Origin of the sequence: Corynebacterium pelargi, from assembly GCF_014635485.1 — a bacterium.
GTDB lineage: Bacteria > Actinomycetota > Actinomycetes > Mycobacteriales > Mycobacteriaceae > Corynebacterium > Corynebacterium pelargi.
On record NZ_BMCX01000002.1, the window covers coordinates 146,396 to 173,008 of the forward strand.

26 protein-coding genes are annotated in these 26,613 nt (G+C 59.0%); 16 read left to right on the forward strand and 10 right to left on the reverse strand.

Translation table 11 applies throughout. The features are described 5' to 3' along the window. The coding region (locus IEU99_RS04365) for an alpha/beta hydrolase (protein WP_188358286.1) at positions 1-1,049 on the reverse strand (1,049 nt) is incomplete at its 3' end. Between the two features lie 245 nt (positions 1,050-1,294). Between IEU99_RS04365 and lpdA the strand changes: the two genes are divergently transcribed. Next, positions 1,295-2,704: a dihydrolipoyl dehydrogenase gene (lpdA, locus tag IEU99_RS04370; RefSeq protein ID WP_128890581.1), complete on the forward strand. Its 1,410-nt coding sequence runs from the start codon at positions 1,295-1,297 to the stop codon at positions 2,702-2,704. Positions 2,705-2,779: 75 nt separating this feature from the next. On the opposite strand, the gene IEU99_RS04375 is transcribed toward lpdA, so the two are convergent. Beyond that, a complete protein-coding gene (locus tag IEU99_RS04375) occupies positions 2,780-2,953 on the reverse strand; it encodes a DUF6767 domain-containing protein (protein WP_164931195.1) in 174 nt (57 codons plus the stop codon). Positions 2,954-3,018: 65 nt separating this feature from the next. Continuing rightward, positions 3,019-4,431 (reverse strand): acetate metabolism transcriptional regulator RamB, encoded by a 1,413-nt coding sequence (gene ramB / locus IEU99_RS04380; protein ID WP_128890580.1) that lies wholly within the window; start codon positions 4,429-4,431, stop codon positions 3,019-3,021. Positions 4,432-4,802: 371 nt separating this feature from the next. Between ramB and IEU99_RS04385 the strand changes: the two genes are divergently transcribed. The 7 genes from IEU99_RS04385 (at position 4,803) to IEU99_RS04415 (ending at position 11,421) form a co-directional block, all read left to right on the forward strand. Beyond that, positions 4,803-5,561: a succinate dehydrogenase cytochrome b subunit gene (locus IEU99_RS04385; protein ID WP_128890579.1), complete on the forward strand. Its 759-nt coding sequence runs from the start codon at positions 4,803-4,805 to the stop codon at positions 5,559-5,561. Positions 5,562-5,582: 21 nt separating this feature from the next. Then, complete coding sequence (locus IEU99_RS04390; RefSeq protein ID WP_128890578.1) at positions 5,583-7,598, forward strand: fumarate reductase/succinate dehydrogenase flavoprotein subunit; 2,016 nt, start codon at positions 5,583-5,585, stop codon at positions 7,596-7,598. Beyond that, on the forward strand, positions 7,598-8,347 hold the full coding sequence (locus IEU99_RS04395; RefSeq protein ID WP_123961002.1) for a succinate dehydrogenase/fumarate reductase iron-sulfur subunit: 750 nt from the start codon (positions 7,598-7,600) through the stop codon (positions 8,345-8,347). Before IEU99_RS04390 ends, IEU99_RS04395 begins: the two co-directional genes overlap by 1 nt. Before the next feature lie 251 nt (positions 8,348-8,598). Next, positions 8,599-8,946: a hypothetical protein gene (locus tag IEU99_RS04400; RefSeq protein ID WP_128890577.1), complete on the forward strand. Its 348-nt coding sequence runs from the start codon at positions 8,599-8,601 to the stop codon at positions 8,944-8,946. 119 nt (positions 8,947-9,065) lie between these two features. Next, positions 9,066-10,376 (forward strand): DUF445 domain-containing protein, encoded by a 1,311-nt coding sequence (locus IEU99_RS04405; RefSeq protein ID WP_128890576.1) that lies wholly within the window; start codon positions 9,066-9,068, stop codon positions 10,374-10,376. Between the two features lie 16 nt (positions 10,377-10,392). Beyond that, on the forward strand, positions 10,393-10,689 hold the full coding sequence (locus IEU99_RS04410; protein ID WP_371869473.1) for a DUF2516 family protein: 297 nt from the start codon (positions 10,393-10,395) through the stop codon (positions 10,687-10,689). A 12-nt stretch (positions 10,690-10,701) separates the two neighbouring features. Then, positions 10,702-11,421 (forward strand): beta/alpha barrel domain-containing protein, encoded by a 720-nt coding sequence (locus IEU99_RS04415; protein ID WP_128890575.1) that lies wholly within the window; start codon positions 10,702-10,704, stop codon positions 11,419-11,421. A gap of 8 nt (positions 11,422-11,429) precedes the next feature. Here IEU99_RS04415 and IEU99_RS04420 read toward each other — a convergent pair whose 3' ends face one another. From IEU99_RS04420 to IEU99_RS04430, 3 genes are read right to left on the reverse strand one after another with little or no spacing between them, the layout of a single operon-like run. Then, complete coding sequence (locus IEU99_RS04420; protein WP_164931194.1) at positions 11,430-12,257, reverse strand: LmeA family phospholipid-binding protein; 828 nt, start codon at positions 12,255-12,257, stop codon at positions 11,430-11,432. Positions 12,258-12,304: 47 nt separating this feature from the next. Further along, complete coding sequence (locus IEU99_RS04425; protein WP_128890573.1) at positions 12,305-13,141, reverse strand: class I SAM-dependent methyltransferase; 837 nt, start codon at positions 13,139-13,141, stop codon at positions 12,305-12,307. Between the two features lie 24 nt (positions 13,142-13,165). Then, positions 13,166-13,669 carry a DUF2505 domain-containing protein gene (locus tag IEU99_RS04430; protein ID WP_128890572.1) on the reverse strand — a complete coding sequence of 168 codons (504 nt, stop codon included), beginning with the start codon at positions 13,667-13,669 and terminating at the stop codon, positions 13,166-13,168. A 23-nt stretch (positions 13,670-13,692) separates the two neighbouring features. Here IEU99_RS04430 and IEU99_RS04435 point away from each other — a divergent pair, with 23 nt between their 5' ends. Beyond that, positions 13,693-14,820 (forward strand): UDP-N-acetylmuramate dehydrogenase, encoded by a 1,128-nt coding sequence (locus tag IEU99_RS04435; protein ID WP_128890571.1) that lies wholly within the window; start codon positions 13,693-13,695, stop codon positions 14,818-14,820. On the opposite strand, the gene IEU99_RS04440 is transcribed toward IEU99_RS04435, so the two are convergent. Further along, the gene (locus tag IEU99_RS04440; protein ID WP_128890570.1) at positions 14,817-16,523 is read right to left on the reverse strand and encodes a long-chain-fatty-acid--CoA ligase; all 1,707 of its coding nucleotides are present in this window, start codon (positions 16,521-16,523) and stop codon (positions 14,817-14,819) included. The genes IEU99_RS04435 and IEU99_RS04440 overlap by 4 nt on opposite strands. A 226-nt stretch (positions 16,524-16,749) precedes the next feature. Here IEU99_RS04440 and IEU99_RS04445 point away from each other — a divergent pair, with 226 nt between their 5' ends. The 3 genes from IEU99_RS04445 to IEU99_RS04455 all read left to right on the forward strand — a co-directional run bounded on the left by IEU99_RS04445 (position 16,750) and on the right by IEU99_RS04455 (position 19,736). After that, positions 16,750-17,532 (forward strand): aldose epimerase family protein, encoded by a 783-nt coding sequence (locus tag IEU99_RS04445; protein ID WP_128890569.1) that lies wholly within the window; start codon positions 16,750-16,752, stop codon positions 17,530-17,532. 44 nt (positions 17,533-17,576) lie between these two features. After that, the gene (mshA, locus tag IEU99_RS04450; RefSeq protein WP_188358287.1) at positions 17,577-18,842 is read left to right on the forward strand and encodes a D-inositol-3-phosphate glycosyltransferase; all 1,266 of its coding nucleotides are present in this window, start codon (positions 17,577-17,579) and stop codon (positions 18,840-18,842) included. A 147-nt stretch (positions 18,843-18,989) separates the two neighbouring features. Continuing rightward, on the forward strand, positions 18,990-19,736 hold the full coding sequence (locus IEU99_RS04455; protein WP_128890567.1) for a phosphoglyceromutase: 747 nt from the start codon (positions 18,990-18,992) through the stop codon (positions 19,734-19,736). Positions 19,737-19,813: 77 nt separating this feature from the next. On the opposite strand, the gene IEU99_RS04460 is transcribed toward IEU99_RS04455, so the two are convergent. Both IEU99_RS04460 and IEU99_RS04465 read right to left on the reverse strand, forming a co-directional pair. After that, complete coding sequence (locus tag IEU99_RS04460; RefSeq protein WP_128890566.1) at positions 19,814-20,584, reverse strand: hypothetical protein; 771 nt, start codon at positions 20,582-20,584, stop codon at positions 19,814-19,816. Positions 20,585-20,730: 146 nt separating this feature from the next. Further along, positions 20,731-21,441, reverse strand: coding sequence for a hypothetical protein (locus tag IEU99_RS04465; protein WP_128890565.1), 711 nt, complete (start codon positions 21,439-21,441; stop codon positions 20,731-20,733). A gap of 139 nt (positions 21,442-21,580) precedes the next feature. Between IEU99_RS04465 and IEU99_RS04470 the strand changes: the two genes are divergently transcribed. Next, on the forward strand, positions 21,581-22,825 hold the full coding sequence (locus IEU99_RS04470) for a sensor histidine kinase (protein WP_128890564.1): 1,245 nt from the start codon (positions 21,581-21,583) through the stop codon (positions 22,823-22,825). Continuing rightward, positions 22,822-23,508: a response regulator gene (locus tag IEU99_RS04475; RefSeq protein WP_128890563.1), complete on the forward strand. Its 687-nt coding sequence runs from the start codon at positions 22,822-22,824 to the stop codon at positions 23,506-23,508. Before IEU99_RS04470 ends, IEU99_RS04475 begins: the two co-directional genes overlap by 4 nt. Here the strand turns inward: IEU99_RS04475 and IEU99_RS04480 are convergent. Next, positions 23,471-24,352 (reverse strand): DUF3109 family protein, encoded by an 882-nt coding sequence (locus tag IEU99_RS04480; RefSeq protein ID WP_128890562.1) that lies wholly within the window; start codon positions 24,350-24,352, stop codon positions 23,471-23,473. The two genes, IEU99_RS04475 and IEU99_RS04480, sit on opposite strands and share 38 nt — an antisense overlap. 62 nt (positions 24,353-24,414) lie before the next feature. Between IEU99_RS04480 and IEU99_RS04485 the strand changes: the two genes are divergently transcribed. Next, the gene (locus IEU99_RS04485) at positions 24,415-25,380 is read left to right on the forward strand and encodes a Ppx/GppA family phosphatase (protein ID WP_128890561.1); all 966 of its coding nucleotides are present in this window, start codon (positions 24,415-24,417) and stop codon (positions 25,378-25,380) included. A 5-nt stretch (positions 25,381-25,385) separates the two neighbouring features. After that, positions 25,386-26,531, forward strand: coding sequence for an Rv0497 family membrane protein (locus IEU99_RS04490; protein WP_128890560.1), 1,146 nt, complete (start codon positions 25,386-25,388; stop codon positions 26,529-26,531). Positions 26,532-26,613 lie beyond the last annotated feature (82 nt).

Sequence of the window (26,613 nt, forward strand, 5' to 3'; positions counted from 1 at the left end):
CGGGCGATTGTCGACCAGGAATCACGCAGATCCTGGATCCAGTAGCCCCAAGAGTGCGTCCCAACTGGGCGGAAGTTGTAATCAGCGGGAATGCCGAGTGTGTCTAGTCTCACCTTCATGGCGTGCGTGCAGGCATTCGTCGAGGCCTCAATCACGCCACCTTCAACGGCAATACGGCCAGACACAATCGGTGCCTCAGCGGGGCTAACGCCCTGTTCGATGAGGTAGGAGGGCGTATCGTACTCGCCCATGATGCCGGTGCCATTGGAGATATACAGCGGCGTACCGCGCAGGCCTTCGGCGTTGATCAGCGCATCGTTGTAGCGATTGTATTCGCTGCCAATCGGACCCCAGATCTGCTCGGGCTTGTTGCCGCCGCGGTTGACCGTGAGGCGCACAAAGGTATTGGTTACCGGATCAGAGGTTGCGGCACATCCGGAAAAGGACGCCACGGCATCGTAGAAACCGGGGTTGTGCTCGGCTAGCAGCAGCGAAGAAGTAGCCGACATGGACATGCCAGCGATGGCGCGCTGGCCATTAGCGCCAAGGGCCTGCTCAAGCGGGCCGGGGAGTTCCTTAGTAAGGAAGGTTTCCCAGTTCTGCACACCACCGATGCTGGGAGCATCTTCTTGCCAGTCCATGTAGTAGGAGAAAGCGCCGGCCATGGGGATGACCACGTTGATGTCTTTATCCGCATAGAAGTCCAAGGCATCGGTGCGAAGCACCCAGTTCACCGAACCCTCGCCACCATCAGCACCATTGAGCAGATACAGGGTGGGGCGGTTCGGGGACGATGCCTTCAACACAGCCAAGGGCACATCGCGGTTCATGGAAGGCGAATGAGCCCACATCTCCACTTGACGCTTCCCGTCAAGCTTATTGCGCCACAGCGGATCCAAACCTGGGGTTGCGCCTTCATGCACACTAGCCAATGGGGTGTCGCCAGCGACCTGAGCTGGGGTTACCGGGGAGCTATGAGCAGGCAAAGCGCTACCAAGTGCTAGTGCAAGCACTGCCGCCGATGCGGCTACGCTGCGGTGAAGCTTCATATATGTTCCTTGCATCGTTGAGGGGATATCCGAGGAGTAACGAAAAGTTTAACCCATGCGATTACTTACGTCACGGCCTCAGCTTCTTCTTGTCACCTCTGGCTCAAGGGTTGATACGAGCACGGCCGCTGGCAGCATCTGTGGTGCTCATGTGCCACCAGCTCGCGTTGCCGGGCACCCCCTGGCTGGAGCGTTATCGCTCAGGTAGCGGAAAAATTTACTTAAATTCCGTATCCTTGGGGTTTGTGACTGATCATTTTGACGTAGTAGTTCTCGGCGCTGGCCCTGGTGGCTATGTCGCCGCCATCCGTGCAGCGCAGCTTGGTAAAAAAGTTGCCGTAGTAGAAAAGCAGTACTGGGGCGGTGTCTGCCTGAACGTAGGCTGCATCCCTTCTAAGGCACTGTTGAAGAACGCCGAAGTGGCGCACATCTTCAACCACGAGGCCAAGACCTTTGGCATCTCCGGCGATGTGTCCTTTGATTACCCCACCGCACACAAGCGTTCTCGTAAGGTATCTGCAGGCATCGTAAAGGGCGTGCACTACCTGATGAAGAAGAACAAGATCACCGAAATCGATGGTCTTGGCACCTTCAAAGACGCCAACACCATCGAGGTGAGCGAGGGTAAAGACGAAGGTAAGACCATTACCTTTGATAACTGCATTATCGCTACCGGTTCCGTGGTGCGCTCCCTGCCTGGCGTAGAGCTTGGCGGCAATGTGCTTTCTTATGAAGAGCAGATCCTCAAAGAAGAAGCACCGAAGTCCATCGTGATCGTGGGCGCCGGTGCAATCGGCATGGAGTTTGCCTATGTGCTGGCTAACTATGGCGTAGACGTCACCATCGTCGAATTCATGGATCGCGTGCTTCCGAATGAGGACGCCGATGTGTCCAAGGAAATTGCCAAGCAGTACAAGAAGCTCGGCGTGAAGCTGCTTACTGGCCACAAGACCACCGCAGTGCGCGATAACGGCGATAGCGTGGAAGTAGACGTGGAATCCAAGGACGGTTCCAAGTCTGAAACCCTCAAGGCTGAGCGCGTGATGATTTCCATCGGCTTCGCTCCTCGCGTTGAGGGCTTCGGCCTTGAAAACACCGGCGTGAAGCTCACCGAACGCGGCGCCATCGACATTGATGAGCGCATGCGCACCTCCGTGGATCACATCTACGCCATTGGCGACGTGACCGCGAAGCTGCAGCTTGCTCACGTGGCTGAGGCTCAGGGCGTTGTTGCTGCCGAGACCATTGCAGGTGCAGAAACCGAAGAGCTTGGCGATTACATGATGATGCCTCGCGCAACCTTCTGTAACCCGCAGGTTGCTTCCTTCGGCTACACCGAGCAGGCAGCCAAGGAGAAGTTCTCCGACCGCGAAATCAAGGTCGCCAGCTTCCCATTCTCCGCAAACGGCAAGGCAGCCGGCCTGGCTGAAACCGCCGGCTTTGTCAAGATCGTGGCGGATGCAGAATTTGGCGAGCTGCTTGGTGCCCACATGGTTGGCGCCAACGTCTCCGAGCTGCTCCCAGAGCTGACCTTGGCACAGCGCTTCGACCTCACCTGCGAGGAAATCGGGCGCAACGTCCACACCCACCCCACGCTTTCCGAGGCCATGAAGGAAGCCGCTGAAGGCATCATGGGGCACATGATTAACCTCTAAAGGCATTCTGGCCACAGGCCTGAAAAGAGCCGGAACCCCGCAATCACAGCGGGTGTTCCGGCTCCTCTTTTGTGTTTAGCGCTTTTGGCCGCGTTTGTTCTGGCGCATGGCCTGCTGAAGCTCAAGGAGCTCAGGGTCATCGCGCACGAGGGCAACGAGTTGGCAGTCCTGTGGGCCGCTGGCGCCGGGAACGCACAGCGAGCAGGGCTCGCCAAAACGAATCGGGCATTTTGGTTCTGGACGTGCCATAAGCCCCAAGCTACTCCTGCTCGCGTGCACAAGGTGTGCAGCGCCAGGTGACACGGCCGCCTCACCTAGTAGGGCGCGATGGAAGAGCTATGCGCGTCGATATTGATGGGGCGGTTTACCGGTGGGAAAGCGCGCTGGGCGCAATCTTCACGCAAGCACACGCGGCAGCCAGCACCGATGGGAACGGTGTGGTTGAGGTCTAAGCCGGTGGCGTAGACGGTGCGCGAGGCGTGCTGGATCTGGCAGCCAAGGGCAATGGAGAAGAGCTTTCCGGTATCGCCAAAACGCCCAATGTCGTGGCGAACCGTGCGCGCGATCCATAGGTAGGTTCTGCCGTCTGGCATCTGCGCTACCTGCCGCACGATCTGGCCAGGTGTACTAAATGCCTCATACACATTCCATAGCGGGCAGGTGCCGCCTGCGTGGGTGAAGTGGAATCCGGTGGCAGATTGGCGCTTAGAAATATTGCCGGCTCGGTCTGCACGGATGAAGGTGAAGGGAATGCCTCGAAGGTTGTCCCTTTGCAGCGTGGAAAGGCGGTGGCAGATGGTTTCATATCCCACACCGAACATGGTTGCCAGGTATTCAATGTCATAACCGCAACGCTCGGCTTGGGTGTGAAATAGCGCGTAGGGCATCATCAGCGCCGCTGCGTAATAGGAGGCGAGCCCCCTCATGCCAAGGCGCTGTGCTTCTTGGGTGCTAAACCCCGCATCTTCAACCAGTGATTGAATCGTGTTGCCTGCTTGGAGGAAGCCCAGCTCCGAGGCGAGGCGGAAGGCTCGTTGGCCGGTATCCAGCAAAGGGGACAGGCTAATGGTGTTAGCGGAGCGATCAAAGTGGTGCAGCGCGCCGCCAAGTTCGCGGATATCGATGGTGATGCCGTGGTGGCGCAGTTGTTGGATGATCGCCTGTTCGGTGCCGCGGATATCGAAGGTGCGTATGGCTAGTTCCTTTGCCAAAGCCTCAGCATTGCGGTCGAGCACGTCAAGGTAGTTCTGGTGGGCGTAGAAGAAGTCACGCACTTCATCGTGTGGCATCGATAGTGCTTCGGAGACTGCGGCCGTTTCGTTATTGGAGCCGGCAAAGCGCGCATCGGTGGCCACGCTGAGCTTGTCGCGCACGTTGCGATAGCGGCGATGCATCGCCACCATGAGCCTGGCTACGTCGGGGTGATGCTCCACCATCTCGGAGAGGTGTTCGAGGTTGATGGGGGTAGGGCAGATCTCGCGATCGAGTGTGACGTCTTGGATTTCGGCGACCAGCCTGGAGTTATCGTCGCGTGAAAAGAAGGTGCGATCTACGCCAAAGGTTTCGGTGATGCGGTCGAGCACGGTGAGGGTAAGGGGGCGCACGTCGTGTTCGATTTGGTTGACGTAGCTGGCAGAAAGTCCCAGCGCATGGGCGAGCGAGGCTTGGCTGAGGTCGCGTTCGCGGCGGAGCTGGCGAAGGCGTGACCCGACATAGGTCTTTGTCATGGATCACACTTTAAGCCAGGTGCGAGGTACTGCAAAGTTCCTTATGGCAAAACTTTGCAAATCTTCACTTTTGCTTTCATAAAACTGTCATCCCTTCGATTGATCCCAAATGGGTGGATAACTTAAACCTGAACTATTCGGTATTTAATAGGGCATGTTTTCGGCCATTAAGGCGGCCTTCAAAGCGTCTCAGAATAGGAGCCGGTGGAGCAGGGGTTTTGCCTGATATGTCAGTTCAAAGAAAGCTAAGGCAACCCTAAACTGCAGCGTGGGGCTAGTTTTTTGCCCGATGTGAGGTGGCTCACCCGAGTGATTCTAAGTGGTTTAGGGTGACACCAGCGTTCTAAAGTGAATACGACACTGGAGGTGCCATGACTGTACAAAATATCGACCGTGAGGCAGTTGCTCACGGCAAAATCACTGAGAAGCCGCTGCGTGAGCGGCCGAAGTATCCGACGTGGGCGCTCAAGCTCACTATGGCCGTCACCGGCCTGATTTTCGCGTTGTTCGTTGCCTTCCACATGGCCGGCAACCTGAAGGTCTTCTTGCCGTTCTATGAAGACGGCACGCATCCGATCGACGTTTACGGCGAGTGGCTGCGCAACATGTTCTACCCGCTGTTCCCCCACGAGGCTTTCCTCTGGATCTTCCGCATTGTGCTGCTTGCCTGCCTGGCGCTGCACATCTACGGTGCGTTCGCCCTGACCGGTCGTTCCCACAAGTCCCGCGGTAAGTTCCGTCGTACCAACCTCATGGGCGGCATGAACAGCTTCACCACCTCGACCATGCTGGTCACCGGTGTGGTGCTGCTGGCCTTCATCATCTTCCACATCCTCGACCTCACTGCAGGTGTGGCTCCGGCAGCTTCGGATCAGTTTGTTCACGGTGAGATCTACGCCAACATGATCGCCAGCTTCTCTCGCTGGCCTGTGACCATCTTCTACATCATTGCCATGGTCACCCTGTTCCTGCACCTGACCCACGGCATTTGGCTCGCCACCAGCGACCTCGGTATCACCGGTCGCCGTTGGCGCGCGGTCATGCTCTTCATCGCCTACCTGCTTCCTGCAGTGGTGCTGATCGGCAACATCGCCATTCCTCTGTCCATCGCTTTGGGCTGGATCGGCTAAGGACGTAAAGGTTTTTCAACTATGAGCAATCACACACAAACCACAGCTCGCCCTGAGTTCAACCAGCCTGCATCGGTCGTGCCAGGTGTACGTCCCGGCAGCGTTCTCGACTCCGCCGAGCCTAAGGGCGTTCCCACCAAGGAAATGTGGGAGTACCACAAGAACCACATGAACCTTGTGTCCCCGCTGAACCGTCGTAAGTTCCGCGTACTCGTTGTGGGTACCGGCCTTTCCGGTGGCGCTGCTGCCGCCGCACTCGGCGAGCTCGGCTACGACGTCAAGGTGTTCACCTACCACGACGCACCGCGTCGTGCGCACTCCATTGCTGCACAGGGTGGCGTGAACTCCGCCCGTGGCAAGAAGGTGGACAACGACGGTGCATACCGCCACGTCAAGGACACCGTGAAGGGCGGCGACTACCGCTGCCGTGAGTCCGACTGCTGGCGCTTGGCTGTTGAGTCGGTTCGCGTTATCGACCACATGAACGCCATCGGCGCTCCCTTCGCCCGCGAATACGGTGGCACCCTTGCTACCCGTTCCTTCGGTGGTGTGCAGGTTTCCCGTACCTACTACACCCGTGGTCAGACAGGCCAGCAGTTGCAGCTTTCCACTGCATCTTCGCTGCAGCGTCAGATCCACGAGGGCTCGGTAGAGATCTTCACCCACAACGAGATGGTTGACCTGATCGTCACCGGTGAAGGCGATAACAAGCGCTGCCAGGGTCTGGTCATGCGCAACCTGATCAACGGTGAGCTCACCGCCCACACCGGTCACGCAGTGATCCTGGCTACCGGCGGTTACGGCAACGTGTACCACATGTCCACGTTGGCCAAGAACTCCAACGCAGGCGCCATGATGCGTGCCTACGAGCAGGGCGCATACATCGCTTCGCCTTCCTTCATCCAGTTCCACCCGACCGGCCTGCCGGTGAACTCCGAGTGGCAGTCGAAGACGATTCTGATGTCCGAGTCGCTGCGTAACGACGGTCGCGTGTGGTCGCCGATCAAGGAAAAGGACGATCGCGACCCCAACACCATCCCCGAGGAAGAGCGCGACTACTTCCTTGAGCGCCGTTACCCCGCATTCGGCAACCTGGTGCCCCGCGACGTTGCATCTCGTGCGATCTCCCAGCAGATCAACAAGGGCCTGGGTGTTGGACCGCTGCACAACGCTGCGTACCTTGACTTCCGCGACGCCATCGAGCGTCTGGGTCAAGACACCATCCGCGAGCGCTACTCCAACCTCTTCCAGATGTACGAAGAGGCCATTGGTGAGGACCCCTACACCACCCCGATGCGTATTGCACCTACCTGCCACTTCACCATGGGTGGCCTGTGGACCGACTTCGACGAGATGACCTCGATTCCTGGTCTGTTCGCAGCAGGTGAGTGCTCCTGGACCTACCACGGTGCGAACCGCCTCGGCGCGAACTCGCTGCTGTCTGCATCCGTTGACGGTTGGTTCACCCTTCCGTTCACCATCCCGCACTACCTTGCTAACCACCTTGGCGAGGAACGCCTCGGCGAGGATGCACCCGAGGTTGCTGAAGCACTGCAGCGCGCACAGGCTCGCATCGACCGCCTGATGAGCGTCAACGGCACCGACCCCCACGGACCTGAGTACTACCACCGCCAGCTCGGTGAGATCCTGTACTTCTCCTGTGGTGTGGCTCGTAATGTCGAGGACCTCAAGAGCGGCATCGAAAAGATCCGCGCACTGCGCCGCGACTTCTGGGCCAACGTTCGCGTCACCGGCAAGCAAGAAGAAATGAACCAGGTGCTCGAATACGCTCAGCGCGTTGCCGACTACATCGACTTGGGCGAGCTCATGTGCGTTGACGCACTCGACCGCGACGAGTCCTGTGGTGCACACTTCCGCGACGATCACCTCTCCCCTGAGGGCGAGGCTGAGCGTGACGACGAGAACTGGTGCTTCGTGTCCGCATGGGAGCCTGGCCAGGCTGAGGGCGAATTCGTTCGCCACGCTGAGCCGCTCACCTTCGAATCGATCCCGCTGATGACAAGGAACTACAAGTAATGAAACTCCATCTCGAAATCTGGCGCCAAGCCGGACCGTACAGCGAGGGCCACTTCGAATCGGTCGACGTTCCCGATGCAGTCCCTCAGATGTCCATCCTGGAGCTGCTGGACCACGTCAACAGCAACCTCATCGAGCAGGGCAAGGAACCCTTCGCCTTTGCTTCTGACTGCCGCGAAGGTATTTGTGGCACCTGTGGTCTGTTGGTCAATGGTCGCCCCCACGGCCGCGAGCAAAACCAGCCCGCCTGCCAGCAGCGCCTGCTCAACGTCAAAGACGGTGAGACCCTGAAGATCGAGCCTTTCCGCTCGGCCGCATACCCCGTGATCAAGGACATGGTCGTTGACCGCTCCGCCCTTGACCGCGTGATGCAACAGGGTGGCTATGTCACCGTGAATGCCGGCACCGCACCCGATGCCGACACTTTGCACCTCAACCACCAGACGGCAGAGCTCGCACTCGACCACGCCGCATGTATCGGCTGTGGCGCCTGCGTTGCTGCCTGCCCCAACGGTGCAGCACACCTGTTTACCGGTGCGAAGCTCAAGCACCTCTCCTTGATGCCGCTTGGCAAAGAAGAGCGCGGCAAGCGTGCACGCAAGATGGTTGATGAGCTTGAGACCAACTTCGGTCACTGCTCCCTCTACGGTGAGTGCGCCGATGTGTGCCCTGCCGGTATCCCGCTGACCGCGGTGGCCGCAGTGAACAAGGAGCGCGCACGCGCTGCCTTCCGTGCGAAGGACGACTAGTTCTTCAGCCCACCTCCACGCTTAACCCCCGCCTCCCCGAGGCGGGGGTTTCGCGTTATCAACCAAAGGATTGAAAACAATCAACCCCTCCCCCCTATTTGTGGCTAGTGTGAGAACTGTGACTCTCTTGAGGTTCGCGTGGGGCAACACACCACGGCTAAACTTGCACCTACATAACGCATTGCGCTCGTCGCAGAGCACCAGCTCGCCGGGCAAAGCGAAGGCAACAGGAAGAAAGGGCCAACACCACAATGTCTGACTCTGTAAAGGCTACGAAGTCCGAGGGTTACCCCGTCTTTGAAGGTCGTATGAACTACATCGACGGCTACGACCCGGTGAGCTACTACGCACCGCACTCTTCGCTGCAAAAGACCTCCACCTGGCTTGGTATGGGTCTGCTGCTCACCGCCCTGGCTGGCCTTGGCACCCTGGTCTTCGGCTTCGGTGCTCAAACCGTAGGCTCCCAGGAGCACTGGGGCACCTACGTACTCATCGGCGCCATCATCGCCGGTGCCTGCATCGTCGGTGGCTTCGGCCTCATCCACTACGGCCGTCGCGATTACCGCAAGTATCGCTCCGAAACCGGTCGCATCAACTAATCACGATGTAGCTTTCGCTTTCTTTGAGCGCTCGCCTTGAGGCGGGCGCTTTTCTTTATGCCTAGAAAAGCCCAGACTGCGCAGCCTCAATGCGGTATCCAGGCAGTGCTTGCGCAATAATGAGCCGCATGCAAGCTAGCCAAGAACGCCTCGCGGTCCCAGGGCCTTCACCTGAAGACGAAGCAGCGCGACGCAAGACACTTCGCAACCACAAGCTCTTTGCCACCAGCTTGTTGGGCGTTGCAGCCGTGATCTTCTTAAGTTGCCAGTGGTACACCGCAGCCACAGACCCCACTCCGGTGTGGGTGGGATTTCTTCGCGCAGCCGCCGAAGCCGGCATGGTGGGCGGCCTAGCAGACTGGTTCGCCGTCACCGCGCTATTTCGCTATCCACTCGGGCTTAAAATTCCGCACACCGCGATTGTGAAGCGCAAGAAGGATCAGGTGGGCGAGGCGCTGAGCGACTTCGTGGCAGAAAACTTCCTCAACGCCACGCTGATTACCCAAAAGATCCAAAGCGCTAACCTGCCCAGCCACATCGCCAATTGGTTGGTGCAGCCCGCGAACGCCGATCGCGTGTCCAAAGAGGTTGGAAAATTCACCGCGAGGGTGGTGCGAGCGCTCGATCCCGATGATGCCGAGGCGGTGATCCGCACGGCGGTCGTCGACAAGCTCAAAGAGCCAGCGTGGGGTCCTCCTGTGGGCAAGCTGCTTGAAGACCTCATCAAGGGCGGCCAGGTGGAGCCGGTGGTAGATCAGCTTGTGCACTGGCTGCACGTCAAGGCTTTGGGCTCGGAGGCGTTGATTGTGCGCCTTCTCGATGAGCGTGCCCCGAGCTGGGCGCCGAAGTTCGTCAACGAGCTGGTCGGTGACAGGGTCTATCGCGAGCTTATTCAGTGGACAGCTGCCGTGGATCGCGATAAAAACCATGAGGCGCGCCAAGCTATTCGACGTTTCCTGCACCAGTTCTCAGAGGACCTTCAACATGATCCCGCCATGATTGCCAAGGTGGAGGAAATCAAACACGACGTCATGACCAGCGAACCGATGCAAAATATCGCAGCGACCCTGTGGGATAAAGCCTCGGCCACCATCATTGATACCGCCGAAGATCCTCACTCGATCCTTCGCCAAAAAACCCGAGAGCTCTCCTTGGAGTGGGGTCACCGCCTGCACGAGGATGCCGATGTGCGCAATGCGCTGGATCGACGCATCACCAAGGCCGCCGCCTTCCTGGCGGACAATTATGCAGAAGAAGTGACCTCGATTATCTCCGAGACGATCGAGCGCTGGGATGCCGATGAAGCAGCCGACAAGATTGAGCTTATGGTGGGCAAGGATCTGCAGTACATCAGGCTCAACGGCACCATCGTTGGTGCGATTGCAGGATTAGCCATTTACACTGTGTCCTACCTGTTGTTTGGCGTATAAAAACCGAAAGAACCCTATGACTATTGCCTCTATTTACATGCTGCTGCGCTACGCCATCTTCACCTTCAAGCTGCTCATCGTTGCAGCCGGCGCGATTGGTGCAGTGCTCAGCGCTTCTACCCGCGGCGATGCCTTCCAAGTAGCGGATCGCCAAGACAAGTGGGTGTGGGTAGGCCTGCTGGCTGGATCTGCCGTCGTGCAGCTTCTGCCCATCCCCTTCCTCTCCTGGATCGGCATCGTCATCATCGGCCTGTACTGGTTCGATGTTCGCCCCCAGATCAAAAACATCCTCGACGGCAACTACGGCTGGTAAACGCGAGGCACCGTGGACATTCCCATCAGCGCCCTGCTGCTTGAACCCACAGCGAGCTTTCAAAGCGTGCGCGAAGCCTGCCACAACGCAGCGGCGCAGGGCATCGGGGTAGTGGTGCCACCGAGCTTGCTGCGAGCCGTACCGGGCGAGCAGGATCCCAGCCAGCAAGGCCCCAGCAAGCCAGGCGCCAGTGAGGCAGGCGCCAGCCAGCACGACGCGCCACAGCACGGCCACCACGGTGCCGAGCTCAACGCCCGCCAGCGCCCCCAGGAGGCTCCCACGCAGCCTCAGGTTGCCAGCGTGGCCGGATACCCAAGCGGCCAGCACCACGGCCTCATCAAAGCCTCAGAAGCGCGCCTGGCGGTACAAGAAGGCGCCAGCACGGTGGCGGTGGTGCCCGAATACGCCAATATCGCGGCCTTCAACTCCACCGGATTCATCACAGAGATCGCCACAGTACGCGAAGCCATTCCGCATCCCGCGCAGCTCGCCGTCTTCCTCGACACCACCATCTTTGATGCCCAACACCTGCAATGGGCTGCCCGCCAGCTCACCCCCATCGGCATCGATGCCATCGTCTCGGGGATCACCGACAGCACCGCCGAAGGGGTGCGGCATCTAAGCCAGCACAGTGCGGTGCCGGTGATTGCGGTGTGTGGCAATGAACAAGCCCCCGCCATGGTGGAGGCGGGGGCTCAGGGGCTCTGGATCACCCATCTTCTAGATATATAGCTAGAAGATTAGACAGAAGGCCCGAAGTTATTTTCGGCAGATAGCTCATTGAGGTCGATATCGTGGCCTTCGAGCTCAACTTCCATCCCGTCGTCTAAGACCTTGATGCCTTTAAATTCCAGGCCAACGTCGATGCTGCCTGCGGCCTGCTTGAAGGCTTGGGTGAGGGCATCGGACACGCTCGATGGGAGGCTAAAGCCCAACACTGAGGTGTTCTTGGCTACGAAGGTGAGCTGTCCATCTTTCACGCGGGGTTCGAGCTCAATATTGGCTGCACCATTGCTGATTTCTACTTCCATGGTGCCGTTTTGGGGGTGCGACTGCACATCGCTGATGCTCACGGTGTTTTGGATGAGCTTGCCCGCCAAGGATTCCAGCAGGTTGGCGTCTGGGGCTGGCTCTTGTGGCAACGCGCCGTCGAGGTAGACCTGCAGGTTGGCCAGGAGGAACTCGTTGCTGAGCTGCGTGGTTAATTGCAGATCCTGAGCAATGAGGTGATCGGGGTCGCTGATATCCAGGTGCTCGATCATGATGTGCGCATCGGGGGTACCGCTGATCACGGGCACGGCGTTGGGGTCTGCTGGCCGCTCAATCTTGACGGTATCTGGGGTAGTGATTTCTACCTGGTCTACGTCTTTTTGCAGCATCCCCAGCAGCAGCGGCGAGGATCCAAGGGATACTTCGGCTTGGCGGCCATCGGCACTTTGGCCAACTTCATCGCGGATTTGCTTGGTCACATACCAGCGGGCGCCAAATTCGCTACCAATGAGCACAATAAGCAGCACCGCGAGGATGCTTAAGACGACTTTGAAAATTCCTGATGATGATTTGCTCACGTAGCTAAGAGTGCCTGATTTCGCTACAAAACGCCATGAGCCAAGCACTAAGGCTTGGAGTCATCTTGCTCCGCTGCGACCAATGACCAGGGAACTTCAAAAAGATTATCGCTTCTTCGGTGCCGCTGTGCTGCGATGCCGAGCTCTGTTGCTACCAGGCGTTGTGTTTCGCGCCAGCGTTGTCGCGGACCAAAAGGAGCCAGGGCCACGGTGTGATCCCAGGCGCGGTCGAGCCGCTGGAGCAGTGTATGAATCTTTTCGCCGGGCACATTGCGGTGGATCAACGCTTTGGGGAGGCGTTCTGCAAGCTCTGAGGGGTAATCGGTATGCAGCGGATCCCAGGCGAGGGTGAGCGTGCGTGGCCCGTGGGCATCGAGGGTGATCCAGGTGCTGCGTCGGCCAAGCTCATCGCAGGTGCCTTCGATAAAAAGCCCACCGGGGGCTAGCCTGCTGCACACGGTATGCCAGGCATCGTGTACTTGGTTCACGTCGTATTGGCGCAACACATTAAAGGCTCGCACCAGGTGCGGCCTATGGCCTGCGAGCTCGAAACCGCCCAAACCAAAGCGCACGCCCTGCTGTGCCGGTTGGATTCTTTCGGGTGCGATCTCTAGGCCAAGGACGTCGATATCGGGCCGAATTCGCCTGAGCCACTGTGCCCATTCCACGGTGGTGGTTGCAGAGGCGCCGTAGCCTAAGTCGATGGCAAGGGGGTCGTTGGCGTGCTTGAGTAGGCGCTGGATCTCGGGGTTATTGGCCATCCACCGGTCGCAGCGCCGCAGGCGGTTTTGGTTGGTGGTGCCTCTGGTGATCACGCCGATGGGACGCGAAGGCCGACCAGCCCGAGCGAATTCGGCTCGCTTATTGTGGGCGTGGTCGGCCATGGGGTGTTTCGGGTGCCTAAAGGCTTAGAGGTTGTCGTTAATCCACTGTTCGGTGAGGTTGCCTTCATTATTGAAAAGCTCACCAAGTGCCTCGGCTACCTTCGGTTCGATAGCGCCACCCATGAAGGGGATGTTCACGGTGACTTCGTTGGCGTAATCAAGCACGGTGGTATCGCCCTCGCCGCGCATGCTGATCTCACCCTTGAAGTCCACAGGGGTGCCTTTCACATCGGCGGTGTAGGAGTGCTTGGCGTTGTCGCCTTCGAGTGCACCAACGTTGACTACGCGCTTCACCTTCAGGGATTGGCTGATCATTCCGCGGACAGCTTCGGGCAGGAGTTCTTGGGGGAGCACTTCAAAGAGGGTGGCTACTGCGCCGCCGTCTGCTTCGGTGAATTCATGTACCTGGCCCGGCTCGGGGGAAAGGTGCTGGGTGACGTAGGCCCAGTAGTCGGCGTTGGTGAGTGCTTCATGCACCTTATTCGCCGGTTGTGCGATGGTTACAGTGTTCTCGCTTCGTGTCGTCATGCGTACAGACTACCTTTGATGGTGTGGCAAATACATTGTTGGATCCTCACTACGAAGAAATCTTCGAGCAGGCAGCGGCCTTCGACTCGGTCACCCGTGGCCAGGAGCCCTTTGCTCAACTGACTACCTTGCACCTCGGTGGCACGCCCTTGGCGAGTTTTCGCTGCTTTTCTCAGCAGGCAGCCGTTGAGGTAGTCAAGCTTTTCGACGCCCACCGCATCCCCTTGCTGGTGGTTGGCGGAGGATCCAATCTGGTGGTTGCCGATGGCGATGTGCCATTGGCCGCTGTGATTCTCGACTTCGATGCCATCGATATTGATGCCCACTCCGCACGGCTTCGTGCCGATGCGGGCGCGGTATGGGATGAGGTCGTGGAAACTGCCGTGGCTGCTGGTTTAGGCGGCATTGAGTGCCTCTCGGGCATTCCCGGCAGCGCCGGGGCCACCCCGGTGCAAAATGTTGGCGCCTACGGCTGCGAAATTGCCGATGTCTTGGTGGAAGTCACCTTGTATGACAGGCAGCGTGGCCAAATTGTCACCGCTGAGGCTTCAGAGCTGGATCTTGCCTATCGCTACTCCAACCTGAAATTTACCCAGCGTGCGGTGGTGCTCGATATCACCTTGCAGCTTCACAACGATGGCCTTTCTGCCCCGCTGCGCTTTGGAGAGCTTGCTAGAAGGCTCGACGCAGAAGCCGAACAACGCCTCCCCATTGCCGATGTGCGCGATGCGGTCTTGGCGCTTCGCCGCGGCAAGGGCATGGTGTATCAAGCATCGGATCACGATACGTGGTCTGCGGGATCCTTCTTTACCAACCCGATCCTCAGCCCCGAGCAGGCCAAGCAGGTGCGCGAGGCGGTGGCGACAACGCTGGGCGAAGAACTAGCAAGTACCATGCCCGCCTTTGAGGTAGCAGGCGGCGTCAAGCTTTCTGCCGCCTGGCTGATTGATAAAGCCGGCTTTACTAAGGGCTACCCAGGCCCTGAGGCCCCGGCCAGGCTTTCAACCAAGCACACCCTCGCCTTGACTAACCGTGGAAACGCAAGCACCGCGGATCTCGTGGCTTTGGCGCGAGATGTCCGCGGTGGGGTGGCTCAGGTCTTTGGCGTCACCCTAGAGCCTGAGCCAGTCTGGGTTGGGGTGAGCATTTAGCGCTTGAGCTTTTTCAGCAGCTCTTCTTGCACGTCGCGGCGGCGCACCTTGCCAAGCTGATCCTTGGGCAGTTCCTCAAAGTGGTAGAAGGTGCGCGGAACCTTGTAGCGGGTGAGATTCTCGCGGCAGTATTCCTTGATGCCCTCCGGGTCGAGCGCCGCACCGGCATTTAAGGTGATGGCGGCTACGACCTGCTCGGAGCCATCGCCGCGGGGAAGTCCCACCACGGTGGCTTCGACGATATCGGGGTGGCTTCGCAGCACCTCTTCTACTTCCGCCGGGTACACATTGAACCCACCGGTGATAATCACTTCTTTGATGCGCGCTACCAGGCGGATAAACCCATCGGGCTCCATGATTCCCACGTCGCCGGTGCGGTACCAACCGTCGTGGAAGCTGGCCTCGGTAGCTTCGGGGTTATTTAGATACCCGGCAAATACCTGCGGGCCGCGAACAAGCACCTCGCCTTCTTCGCCATCAGGCATTGACTCATCCAAGTTCTCCGGGTTGGCAATGCGGATCTCGGTATCGGGGAAGGGGATACCCACATAGCCGGGTCGGCGATCCGAGCTCATGGGATTACCAACGATGATGGGCGAGGTTTCAGTGAGCCCATAGCCTTCAACCAGCAGCCCGCCGGTGAGCTTTTCCCAACGCTCCACCGTGTCGGTGGGCAGCGTGGAGGCACCGGAAAATGAGTTGCGCACACCGGAGATCGAGATATTCTTCGCCTCGGCCGCCTCCACGATCTTCTGATACAAGGTGGGCACGCCAGGAACCCAGGTGGGGGTGTGCTTCTTCATGATCTTCATAATCAGCGGGATCTGTGGTGCGGGCAGCAGCACGATCTCGCCGCCGATATACACCGCCAGGTTCAACACGATGGTGATGCCATAGGCGTGGAACATCGGCAATGCGCCAAGCAGGCGTTCGTCTTGATCGCCAAGGCCTTGCACCCACGCCTTGCCCTGGAGCAGGTTGGCAAAAAGCCCGCCGTGGGTCAGTTGTGCGCCCTTCGGTGCGCCGGTGGTGCCAGAGGTGTAGAGCACCAAGGCCACGGAGTCTTTTGTTACCTCGGGGCAGGAGACGACGTCGTCACCATTGCCACCAAGGGCGGGGCCGATGAGCACATTCCAGGGCACGGTGTTCGGCGCATCGGCGCTGAGTGCATCGCGTTGCTTGCGAATCATCGGCACTGGCAGCTTCAGCGCAAAACGCTGTACCGAGGGCATGGCGTCGATCATATTGACGGAAACGATCGTCTCCAGCGGGGTGGTGCGACGCAGCTTTTCTAGCGTAGAAGCGGCCTTATCCCACACGATGGCCACGCGAGCCTTGTGGTCTTTAAACGGCCCTTCGAGCTCGTGGGCGGTGTACAAGGGATTGTGCTCGACCACGGTGGCGCCGAGCTTGAGCACTGCAAAGTATGCGGCGATGTGCTGTGGGCAGTTGGGCAACACGATGGCCACGTGATCGCCGGGGCGCACACCCAGGGCGCGCAGGCCGGCGGCTGCGGAGCGCACGCGCTTATCCAGCTCGCCATAGGTCATCTGGCGGCCAAAGAAATAGGTGGCTGGCTTATTGGCGTTGATCTCGAGGTTGTGATCATAAATATCCAACAAGGTGGTATCGCCGTACTCCAGCGTTGGGGGAGTCCAATCGCCGTAGTACTGCAGCCATGATTTCTTTTCTAACGCTGACATGCCACTTCCTTATTGGTGGTTGAGTAGTGCGAGGTTTGCACGCAGGCTTAGTTACCCTAGCGTAACCCCGGATCTGGCCGAGGTGCCACACCACGATGAGATTTTTACTTTCTTTTCTACCTGAAAATGATAAGACGCTGCGCTAAGCAACCGCAGCACACAATGTGCCCGAATACACTCCCCGGGAAGTTTTCACTGCGCTCAGGCCAGGATTACCCTCGAGTGCATGTCCAATGACAATGTCGAAACCCCCTCAGTGCTCGCGCATGCAGGCATGCGCATCAGCCCCGCCGGTGGGCATATCACCAGCGCAACGACAGGTCACGGCGAACTCTTCTATCTCTCCGGGAAGTCTCGCTTCGGTGTTGGCGAATCCATCCGTGGCGGCGTGCCGGTGATCGCCCCCTGGTTTGGGGGATTGCTTGCCAAAAGCCCCTCCCATGGCTGGGCGCGCCGGGAGCTTTGGAATGTTGAACAAAAACCTCAAGGCTTCGTAGCCAAACTGCGCCACGACGATGTCTGCCTTGAGCTCAAAGCCAGGATCGAGGATGAGGAACTCACCATCACCCTCGAAGCCATCAATAGGGGCTCGTGCCCCACCACGGCGCAATTCGCCCTGCACCCATACTTCGCGGTGGGGGATATTGAATCGACCGTGCTGCGCGGCCTTGGCGGCACCCGCGCTTTGGATCAGCTCAGCGGCCAGGAATGCTCCCTGCCCAAGGAGTTGCGCATCCAAGGTCAAGTAGACCTGATTGCCCACGAGTCGCGTCGCGTCGTTATCGACGATGGTGTGCGCCGCATTGTGGTGTCTCCCATCGGGGCAGACGCCACGGTGGTGTGGAATCCGGGTGAGGAGAAAGCCTCCACCATGGACGATGTTGGCGCTGGTGAGTGGCGGAAGTTCCTCTGCGTGGAACCTGCCCTTCTTGGAGAAAACCTCAAGGGTGTGCGCCTTCGTAGCGGCGATGCCGTAACGGTGGGTATGCGCATTCACGTCGAGGAATAAGCCAGCTCCCAAGCTATCACCGGGGTGCATCTAGGATGGGCACCATGCGCATCGCCATGATTTCCATGCACACCTCGCCCCTGCAGCAGCCAGGTTCTGGAGACGCAGGGGGGATGAATGTTTATGTGCTTTCTACCGCCTGTGAGCTGGCCAGACGTGGTGTGCAGGTGGATGTTTTTACCCGCGCCACCCGCCCAAGTCAGGGCCGTGTGGTGGAGGTAGAACCCGGACTCAGGGTGATCAATGTGGTGGCAGGCCCCTATGAGGGCTTAAGCAAAGAGGAACTGCCCACCCAATTGGCTGCCTTTGCTGGCGGTATCTTGCAATTTGTTCGTTGCGAGCAGCTTCACTACGACCTCATTCATTCGCACTATTGGCTCTCCGGGCAGGTGGGTTGGCTACTGCGCGATCTGTGGGAAGCGCCCCTGGTGCACACCGCCCACACCTTGGCGGCGGTAAAAAATACCCACCGCACCTCCAGCGATGCGCCCGAGTCTGATGCGCGGCGCATCTGCGAGCAGCAGTTGGTAGATAATGCCGATATTTTGGTGGTGAACACACCGGAAGAAACCAACGATCTGGTGCGTCACTACGATGCTGAGCCTGAGAAGGTGGCGGTGATCGCCCCTGGTGCTGACGTTGAATTGTTTACCCCAGGCAAGCAGCGCAACACTGAGCAGGCCCGGCGCAATTTGGGCATTCCGCTGCACACCAAGGTGGTGGCCTTTGTGGGGCGCTTGCAGGAATTTAAAGGTCCGCAGGTGTTGCTCAAGGCTGTCGCTGAGCTTTTCCGCCGCGATCCTGATCGCGATATGCGGGTGTTGCTGTGCGGCGGGCCTTCGGGTGCCCAGGCCACGGTGGAGCACTACAACGAGCTTGCCCGTTCACTTGGTATTTGCCACCGCGTGCGCTTTTTGGATCCCCGCCCAGCGGAGGAGCTGGTGGCTATTTTCCAGGCGGCTGATGTGGTGGCGGTGCCTTCCTATAACGAGTCCTTTGGTTTGGTGGCCATTGAGGCGCAGGCTTGCGGCACCCCGGTCATTGCAGCTCGCGTGGGCGGATTGCCGATCGCGGTCGATGATGGCAACACCGGTGTGCTGGTAGAAGATCACGACCCCAATAATTGGGCCGATGCTATCGCTGCCTTGCTTGACGACGACCAACGTCGCATCGCCATGGGCGTGGCCGCCAGGGAGCACGCCATCCAGTTCACCTGGGCACGGGCGGCCGAGGAGCTAGAGCAGGTGTATAGCCAAGCATTGGCGCTTCAGGTGGATACCTGTGTGCAACGCAAACCTGAAGGAGCCTAGGTGGCGCCTGGGTTGCGGGCGTGGGACGTCGAAAAGCGCAATGCCCGAACGGGCACCAATCGGGCGCAAATGTAAATAATCCCACATTTTGGCCTTAAGGGAGCCTGATCGACGGCGAATCGGAACATTTGGTGGCATGCTTGAGGCATGAGTAATGGCAAATTGATTCTTTTGCGTCATGGTCAAAGTGAGTGGAACGCATCCAACCAGTTCACCGGCTGGGTCGATGTGAACCTCACCGAAAAGGGCGAGGCTGAGGCTCGTCGCGGTGGTGAACTGCTCAAGCAAGAAGGCGTGCTGCCTGAGGTCGTGTACACCTCGCTGCTGCGCCGCGCTATCCGCACCGCCAACATTGCGCTCAATGCCGCTGATCGCCACTGGATCCCCGTCGTGCGCGACTGGCGCCTCAACGAGCGTCACTATGGTGCACTGCAGGGCTTGAACAAGGCTGAAACCAAGGACAAGTACGGCGAAGAGCAGTTCATGGCATGGCGTCGCTCCTACGACACCCCGCCGCCAGCACTCGATAACGACGCCGAGTACTCGCAGGCCAACGACGTGCGCTACGCCAACCTGGATGCAGTGCCTCAAACCGAGTGCCTCAAAGACGTAGTGGAGCGCTTCGTGCCCTACTTCGAGCAGGAGATCCTGCCGCGCGCCAAGAAGGGCGAAACCGTACTCATTGCAGCACACGGCAACTCCCTGCGCGCACTGGTCAAGCACCTGGACAATATCTCCGATGAAGATATTGCCGAGCTGAACATCCCCACCGGCATCCCGCTGGTCTACGAGCTCGACGCTGAAGGCAAGGTCCAAAACCCCGGTGGCACCTACCTCGACCCCGAGGCCGCTGCCGCTGGCGCTGCTGCTGTTGCAGCTCAGGGCGGCAAGTAACCTTAGCTAGCAAACACGAAAGCGCACCAACCCACTTCGATGGGTGGTGCGCTTTGCGCTATCGCAGGCCCTTGGGTTTAGGACTGCTCGTTGATCTTATTCACCTGGTTTTGAGCAAGTGCCTGCAATACTTCCTTGGGGATGGTGTTGGAACCAACCACCGTGAAGGTCTTGCCCTTTGTGGTGCCGGTGATGATCACGTTTTGCGCACCAGCAGGGGGAACCTCAAGGTCCTGGCCGCCAACATTCATGCCTTCCATGCGCTCTTCTACCGCCACCACATTGTCAGCGCCTTCGATGGAGATCTCCATGGGCGTGACCGAATAGGTGCTCACGCTCTTGGCCAACTCATTATCGAACTCGCGGGTAAAGGTGGCGCACTCCTCCGGGTTCACCGTGATTTCGGTGGCATCGATGCGCACCATCACAGTCTCATTGTCATCGGGAGTGGTGTACAGCGCGGTGGCTGCCTCATCCTGCGGTAGCGCTGCCCACTTGGCTGCGGTGGCAATATCTGCGGCAAAAGGCTGGCACTGCTCCGGCTGCACGCCGCCATCGAGGTTGAGGTTGCCGCCGAGGTCAGAGGCGAGATCATTGATCATCGAAACATCGGCATGCTCAAGGCCCTCAGGGGCATCCTCAGGTCCTACGATCATCTGCTGCAAGGTGGCGGCCTGAGTCTGCTCGATCGTCGATTGCGCCGTGCTGGTCACGGTATTGGTGCTGGTCTGCGTCTCTGCGGAGTCGCTCTCCCCGCCATTGCCGCAAGCGCTTAAGCCCAAAGCCAAGACAAAGGGCACGGCCAGCAGCGTGGCGCTGCGCTTGTGGGTGGATACACGCTTCTTCATCAAGCATCACTCCTGAAGGTTGGAAATCAAATGGCAGGCATCACGCATACCTGCCACCTTATGCACGAAGTGTACTTGGATGAGCCGCCGACGGTGCTGCCGCGAAGCACCCGCGATGGTGATTGCAGCTTTTACCCGGCCGGGTGCTACTGCAGTTTGGCGATCTGGCTTTGAGCCAGGCTTTCGAGCGTGCCCGGCTCAACATTGTGGCCCACCACGGTCATATGCTTGCCTGCCACATTCGCGCTCATGACCAAGGTGGTGCGCCCAACCTTATCGCCGGGGCTATCTTGGCCATCCAAGGCAACGGCGGTGGTCAGCACCGAAACGGCCTGCACATCATCGGCGCCTTGCAGATCGAGATCCACCGGCTTGAGCTGGTACGTGGTGGTGATATTGCCAATTTGGGTGTTATCGCTGCGGGTAACAGTTTGGCACTGCGCCGGATCTGCGCTGCGAGGTTCAAGATCAAGTTCCACGATGGCCCACTGCTGATCAAAGCCGCTATACATCGCCACGGTCTTTTGATCCAAGGGTGTTGTTGCCCAGGCTGCTGCGGTATTGGAGTCGAAGATAAGCGGGGCGCATTGCTCTGGATCCAAGGTCGCTGGCGAGGGCTCCTGGTTGGAGCCGAAAACCTCGTAGAAATTCCCAGGCGCTAGGCCCTCGGGGGCATCGGAGGGGCCGACGATGGCGTCGCTGAGCGGAGTATGGGCCGCATCGCCTTGATCCATTGGTGCGGCTTGGGTGGGCACTGCGGAATCTCCGTCAGAAGAATCTGATGCAGAGCACGCGCTCAGGCCGGCAATCAGGCTGATGCCTAGCACACACATGCAGGCGGTTTTGAGGGTGCGCATCGGATCTCCTTCGAGTGAGAGCTCAACCATCCAGGCGTATCGTGCAAAAGCCTAGCAGCGTGGCAGCGCGATCTTGGCTACGCGTACCTGAGGTGTTCGGGGCGCATGCACAAGCAATGTGCACTAGCATGAATTGCTAGTGACAATTCTGGCAGCTTTCCTGTTGGGCGTGGTCGTAGCCGGCCTCGCCCTACCTGCGTTTCAGTGGGTACAAAAACGAGTGCGCCGCTACCGCTCCGCCGCCACCCTGAACGCCAATCAAGTCACCACGGTCAGCCAAGTGCTTCACCTCACGGTGCAAGGCTCGCCCACGGGTGTCACGGTGATTGATCGCTCCGGTGGGGTTTTGCTTTCCAATACCCCCGCCCACGAGATGGGCATCGTGCACGAGCGATCGCTGAATCCCGATATCTGGCAGCAGGCCGCCGAGTGCTTCGATGATCAAGAAACGCACACCGTGGAGCTTGCTACCGACCAGCGCCGCCCCGGCGGACGCATTACTTCGGTGCGTGCGGTGGTCAAGCCCCTTTCGCTTGTCGACGATCGGTTCGTGGTTGTATTTTCCACCGATGAATCCGAGAGCCAGCGCATGGAATCTGCCAGGCGAGACTTCGTGGCCAATGTGTCCCATGAGCTCAAAACGCCTGTTGGCGGCATGGCCTTATTGGCAGAAGCCCTCACAGAAGCCGCTGATGACCCGGAGCAGGTGGCCTATTTTGCCGAGCGTCTCCAAAGCGAGGCGCATCGCCTGGCCGATATGATCAACGAGCTGATCTCCTTGTCGAAGTTGCAAGGCGCAGAAGCCTTGCCCGATATGGCGCCGGTGGATATCGACGAGGTGGTCGATGAGGCCATTGCACGCAATTACCTCGCAGCAGAAAACGCAGGCATCGAACTCACCCGCACCAAGCCCAGCGGGGTGAAGGTCATGGGGGATAAGAACCTGCTGATCACCGCGCTTTCGAACCTGGTGAGCAACGCCATCAATTACTCCCCGAACGCGATGCCGGTATCGGTGAGCACCAAAGCAGTCTCCGATGCCACCGTGCTCATCCGAGTGATCGACCGCGGAATTGGCATTGCGCCGGCGGATCAAAAACGAGTCTTTGAGCGTTTCTTCCGCGTAGATAAAGCTCGCTCCCGATCTACCGGCGGCACAGGGCTTGGGTTAGCTATCGTTAAACATGTGGCTGCCAACCACGGTGGCAGCGTCAAGCTTTGGTCGCGGCCGGGCGCCGGTTCCACGTTCACACTAGAGTTACCCATTGCTAGCGATCAGTCCGCTGCACCCGATGCGATTGCCTCCGAGGTGCCACAGCGGCTGAGCGGCTCATTGCGAAACAGCATTCCCAGAGTGGGAGTCAGACGAAAGGATAAATCGTGACCACGATTCTGCTGGTTGAAGACGAGGCCTCCCTTGCCGACCCTCTCGCGTTTTTGCTGCGCAAAGAAGGCTTCGAGGTCATCCACGCCGCCGACGGGCCGGCAGCCTTAGATCTGTTCCACAGCAATGACATCGACATCGTCCTACTCGACCTCATGCTGCCGGGCATGTCCGGCACCGATGTCTGCCGCGAGCTTCGTGCTGAATCCCAAGTCCCCGTGATCATGGTGACTGCCCGAGACTCCGAGATTGACAAGGTCGTAGGCCTAGAGCTCGGCGCCGACGACTATGTGACCAAGCCTTATTCTTCCCGCGAGCTCATCGCCCGCGTGCGCGCCGTGCTGCGCCGTGGCGGCGAGCCGGTGTATGAGGAAGAAGACGAGCAGATCCTCGAAGGCGGCCGGGTGCGCATGGATGTTGAACGCCACACCGTCACCGTCGATGGTGAACCAGTGCAGATGCCGCTCAAAGAATTCGACCTTTTGGAGTATCTGCTGCGAAACGCCGGGCGAGTACTCACCCGCGGCCAGCTCATCGACCGCATCTGGGGCGCCGATTATGTCGGCGATACCAAAACGCTTGACGTGCACATCAAGCGACTTCGCTCCAAGGTGGAACTGGAGCCGAAATCGCCACGCAACCTCGTTACTGTTCGCGGTCTTGGTTATAAGTTCGAGCTTTAAGGCTCGCAGGGTGGCGCGCAAAAGCCTCGGGGTGGGCGTTCACCATCGCCTCGCGTGCTTGGCAATGTTGGGCAAGCACCGCATAGGCGGCATCGCCAAGTAAGGCGCGTAATTCAGCCTCGTGGCTACGCCAGATCGGCTCGGCATTGTCGTGGCAGCGCGCATCGGTGGTGCAGTACCAATCAAAATCCTCACCACCATTGCCCCAGCCGCGTCGCTCATACTCGGTGATGGTGGTTCTTAAAATCTCCTGCCCATCGGCGCGTTCCTCATAGGCTTCAAGCCTGCGCAAGGGAAGCTGCCAACACACCTCCGGTTTGACCACGGTGAGATCTTCGCCGGCAGCCAACGCCCACTGGTGCAAAGCGCACCCAGCCCCGGTAGGCCATCCGCGGCGGTTGGCAAAAATGCAGCCACCATCCACGATCTTCGTTTTTAATGCGGGCTCTGGTTCGCCCTCATCATTGTCTAGCTCATCCCACACCAGCCAGGGTTCGAGCTCCTGGGCACCCACATCCTGGTGGTATTGCCAGAAACGCTTCGGCATGCGCTGCACGGCGTCGAAAAGCTGGGAGCGATCCTGCTCATCACTTAAAAAAGCGCCATGCGTGCAACACCCCACCTCGGGCAAAGCAGCATCGATACCTCGGCAGCGGCTACTACCAAAACCGCAGGCATAGGTGGATTCCATCCAGGTCAAGTCGATGCTAATGAGGTGCAAAGGATCTTCGGGGTGAGTGAATTCGAACCACTCGCGCGGGAAGTCATGCGGCAATTCATCACCGCGGGCAATGGAGGCCGCAGCGGCGGTATTCGAGGGGAAACCCAAATTCACGCGAGGCATAAATACCAAACTTTTCGGGGGCGATGCATACGGAATTACGCTATACCGTCTACGCTAAAACCGTGCGATTAGGTGTATTGGACGTGGGAAGCAATACCGTTCATATGGTAGCGGTGGACGCCAAGCAGGGCGGACAGCCAAGCCCCATGAGCGATTGGAAAACCACGCTAAAGCTGGTGGAGTACCTGGATAAGGACGGGGCTTTAAGCGATAAAGGAATCAAGAAGCTCACCAGCTTTGTAGAAGAAGCCAAGGGCGTGGCAGAACAGCTCGGCTGCGAAGAACTCATGTCCTTTGCCACCTCGGCGGTGCGTTCTGCAACCAATGCCGATGAGGTGCTCGACCATGTGGAAGACGAAACCGGCGTGCGCCTGGAAATTCTTTCCGGCACCGACGAAGCGCGCCTGACCTTCCTGGCCGTGCGACGCTGGTACGGCTGGTCTGCAGGGCGCATTGTCAATTTGGATATCGGTGGCGGTTCCCTGGAGATGTCCTGCGGTACCGAAGAAGCCCCCGACGCCGCCTACTCCTTGGATTTGGGTGCCGCTCGGCTGACGCATAATTGGTTTGAAACTGATCCGCCTTCGCGCAAAAAGATCAATTTATTGCGCGACTACATTGACGCCGAGCTGGATGAGCCGGCAAAAGCATTGCGTGCCTATGGGCCGAAGTGGCGGGCGGCCGCAACATCAAAAACCTTCCGTACCCTGGCACGACTCACCGGATCTGCCCCATCTTCGGCCGGATTGTATGTGCAAAGAGAACTCACCGCAGCCGGTTTGAGACAATTAATCGCCTTCATTTCTCGCATGACAGCCTCAGACAGGGCAGAATTAGAAGGAGTGAGTTCGAATCGATCGCATCAGATCGTCGCTGGCGCCCTGGTGGCTGAAGCTGCGATGCGTGCGCTCGAACTCGAAAGAATTGAGATTTGTCCTTGGGCGTTGCGTGAGGGAGTAATCCTTCGTCGCCTCGAACAGGGAATGGCCCCACAGACGACCCGGTCCAAAGACCGAGGAGGTAAATAGGAGCAATGAGCGATAAGCAACTCACCGTCGCCGAACTGCTAGCGCGTTCGGGCGGTTCGGACGACAGCTCCAAAACCCCGCGTCGCCGTCGTCGCCGTAGCCTTGAAGAAGGCGGCATTTCCGTAGCGGAGCTGACCGGCAACATTCCCAAGGTTGCCTCCAAGCCCGCCGAATCGCGGCACTCCAACGTGCCGATCGACGCCGAGCACGACAATCGCCCCGACGCCGAGCCCACCGCTGGGCCCGCCGCCGGGCCTACCGCTGAGCCCAATGCATCTCAAGATCCTCTGGACGTGGATCGTGACACCTCCGCCGAGGAAGAGCAGCCAAGCCCCCTTGCCGTGGAGCAAAACGATGCACCCACCGATGATCAATCGGATGTTGTTTCCCAACCCCTGGGAGCTCAGCCAAAGGATGATGCCGACGAGGATCACGACGCTCCTTTAGCCGTTGATATCCCCGACGATGCTCAAAGCGACGACGCTCAAGGCGAAGGCGCTGAGGTAGCTGCCAAGGACAGCGGGATTTCCTTGCATGTGGTTGATGAAAAAGACCCCGTGCAGCTCACCACCGGTTCCTTCCCCGCGCAGGCCGCCACCCAGGCAAGCGCCGAAGAGGTTCTTGATGAGCCGACTCCGGCCTTTGCCGAAGAATACGAGGAGCACTTCGAGCAGCCGGCCCCTGAAAAGCCTCTAGAGGAGGAGCCGGAACTTGTTCAGCAGCGCTTTGGCGGCGATGTTGAAGACACCACGGTGATCAAAGAGATCAGCGAGCCTGTGCGCCCGCAGCACGACGCCGAAGACACCAACGTGATCCGTCAGGTGCAGCAGGATGAGGAAGAAGAAGAGCTTGACGACGAAGCCCTCGCCGCAGCCTATGACGAAGAGGCGGCCGCCGATGAGAAAATTTCCATTGCCGCAGTCGTACTGATGGCCCTGGTCGGCATCGTGCTTGGTGCCGTGATCTTCTTCGGCTTCCAGATGCTCTGGGGCTCGATGAATAAGTGGATCGTCGGCGTGCTTGCCCTCGCAGTGACCGGCGCGATGGTTGGTGTGGTGCACTCACTGCGCACCGCCAGCGATAAGTTCAGCATGGGACTTTCCGCCCTCGTGGGATTGGTGCTCACCTTCGGGCCTGCACTGATCGTATAAAGCTGCAAGCAGCCTCAAGCGGCCCGCCTCTTCCTAGAAGGAGGCGGGCCGCTGTCGTTTGTCTCAACGCCTGTGCAATGGC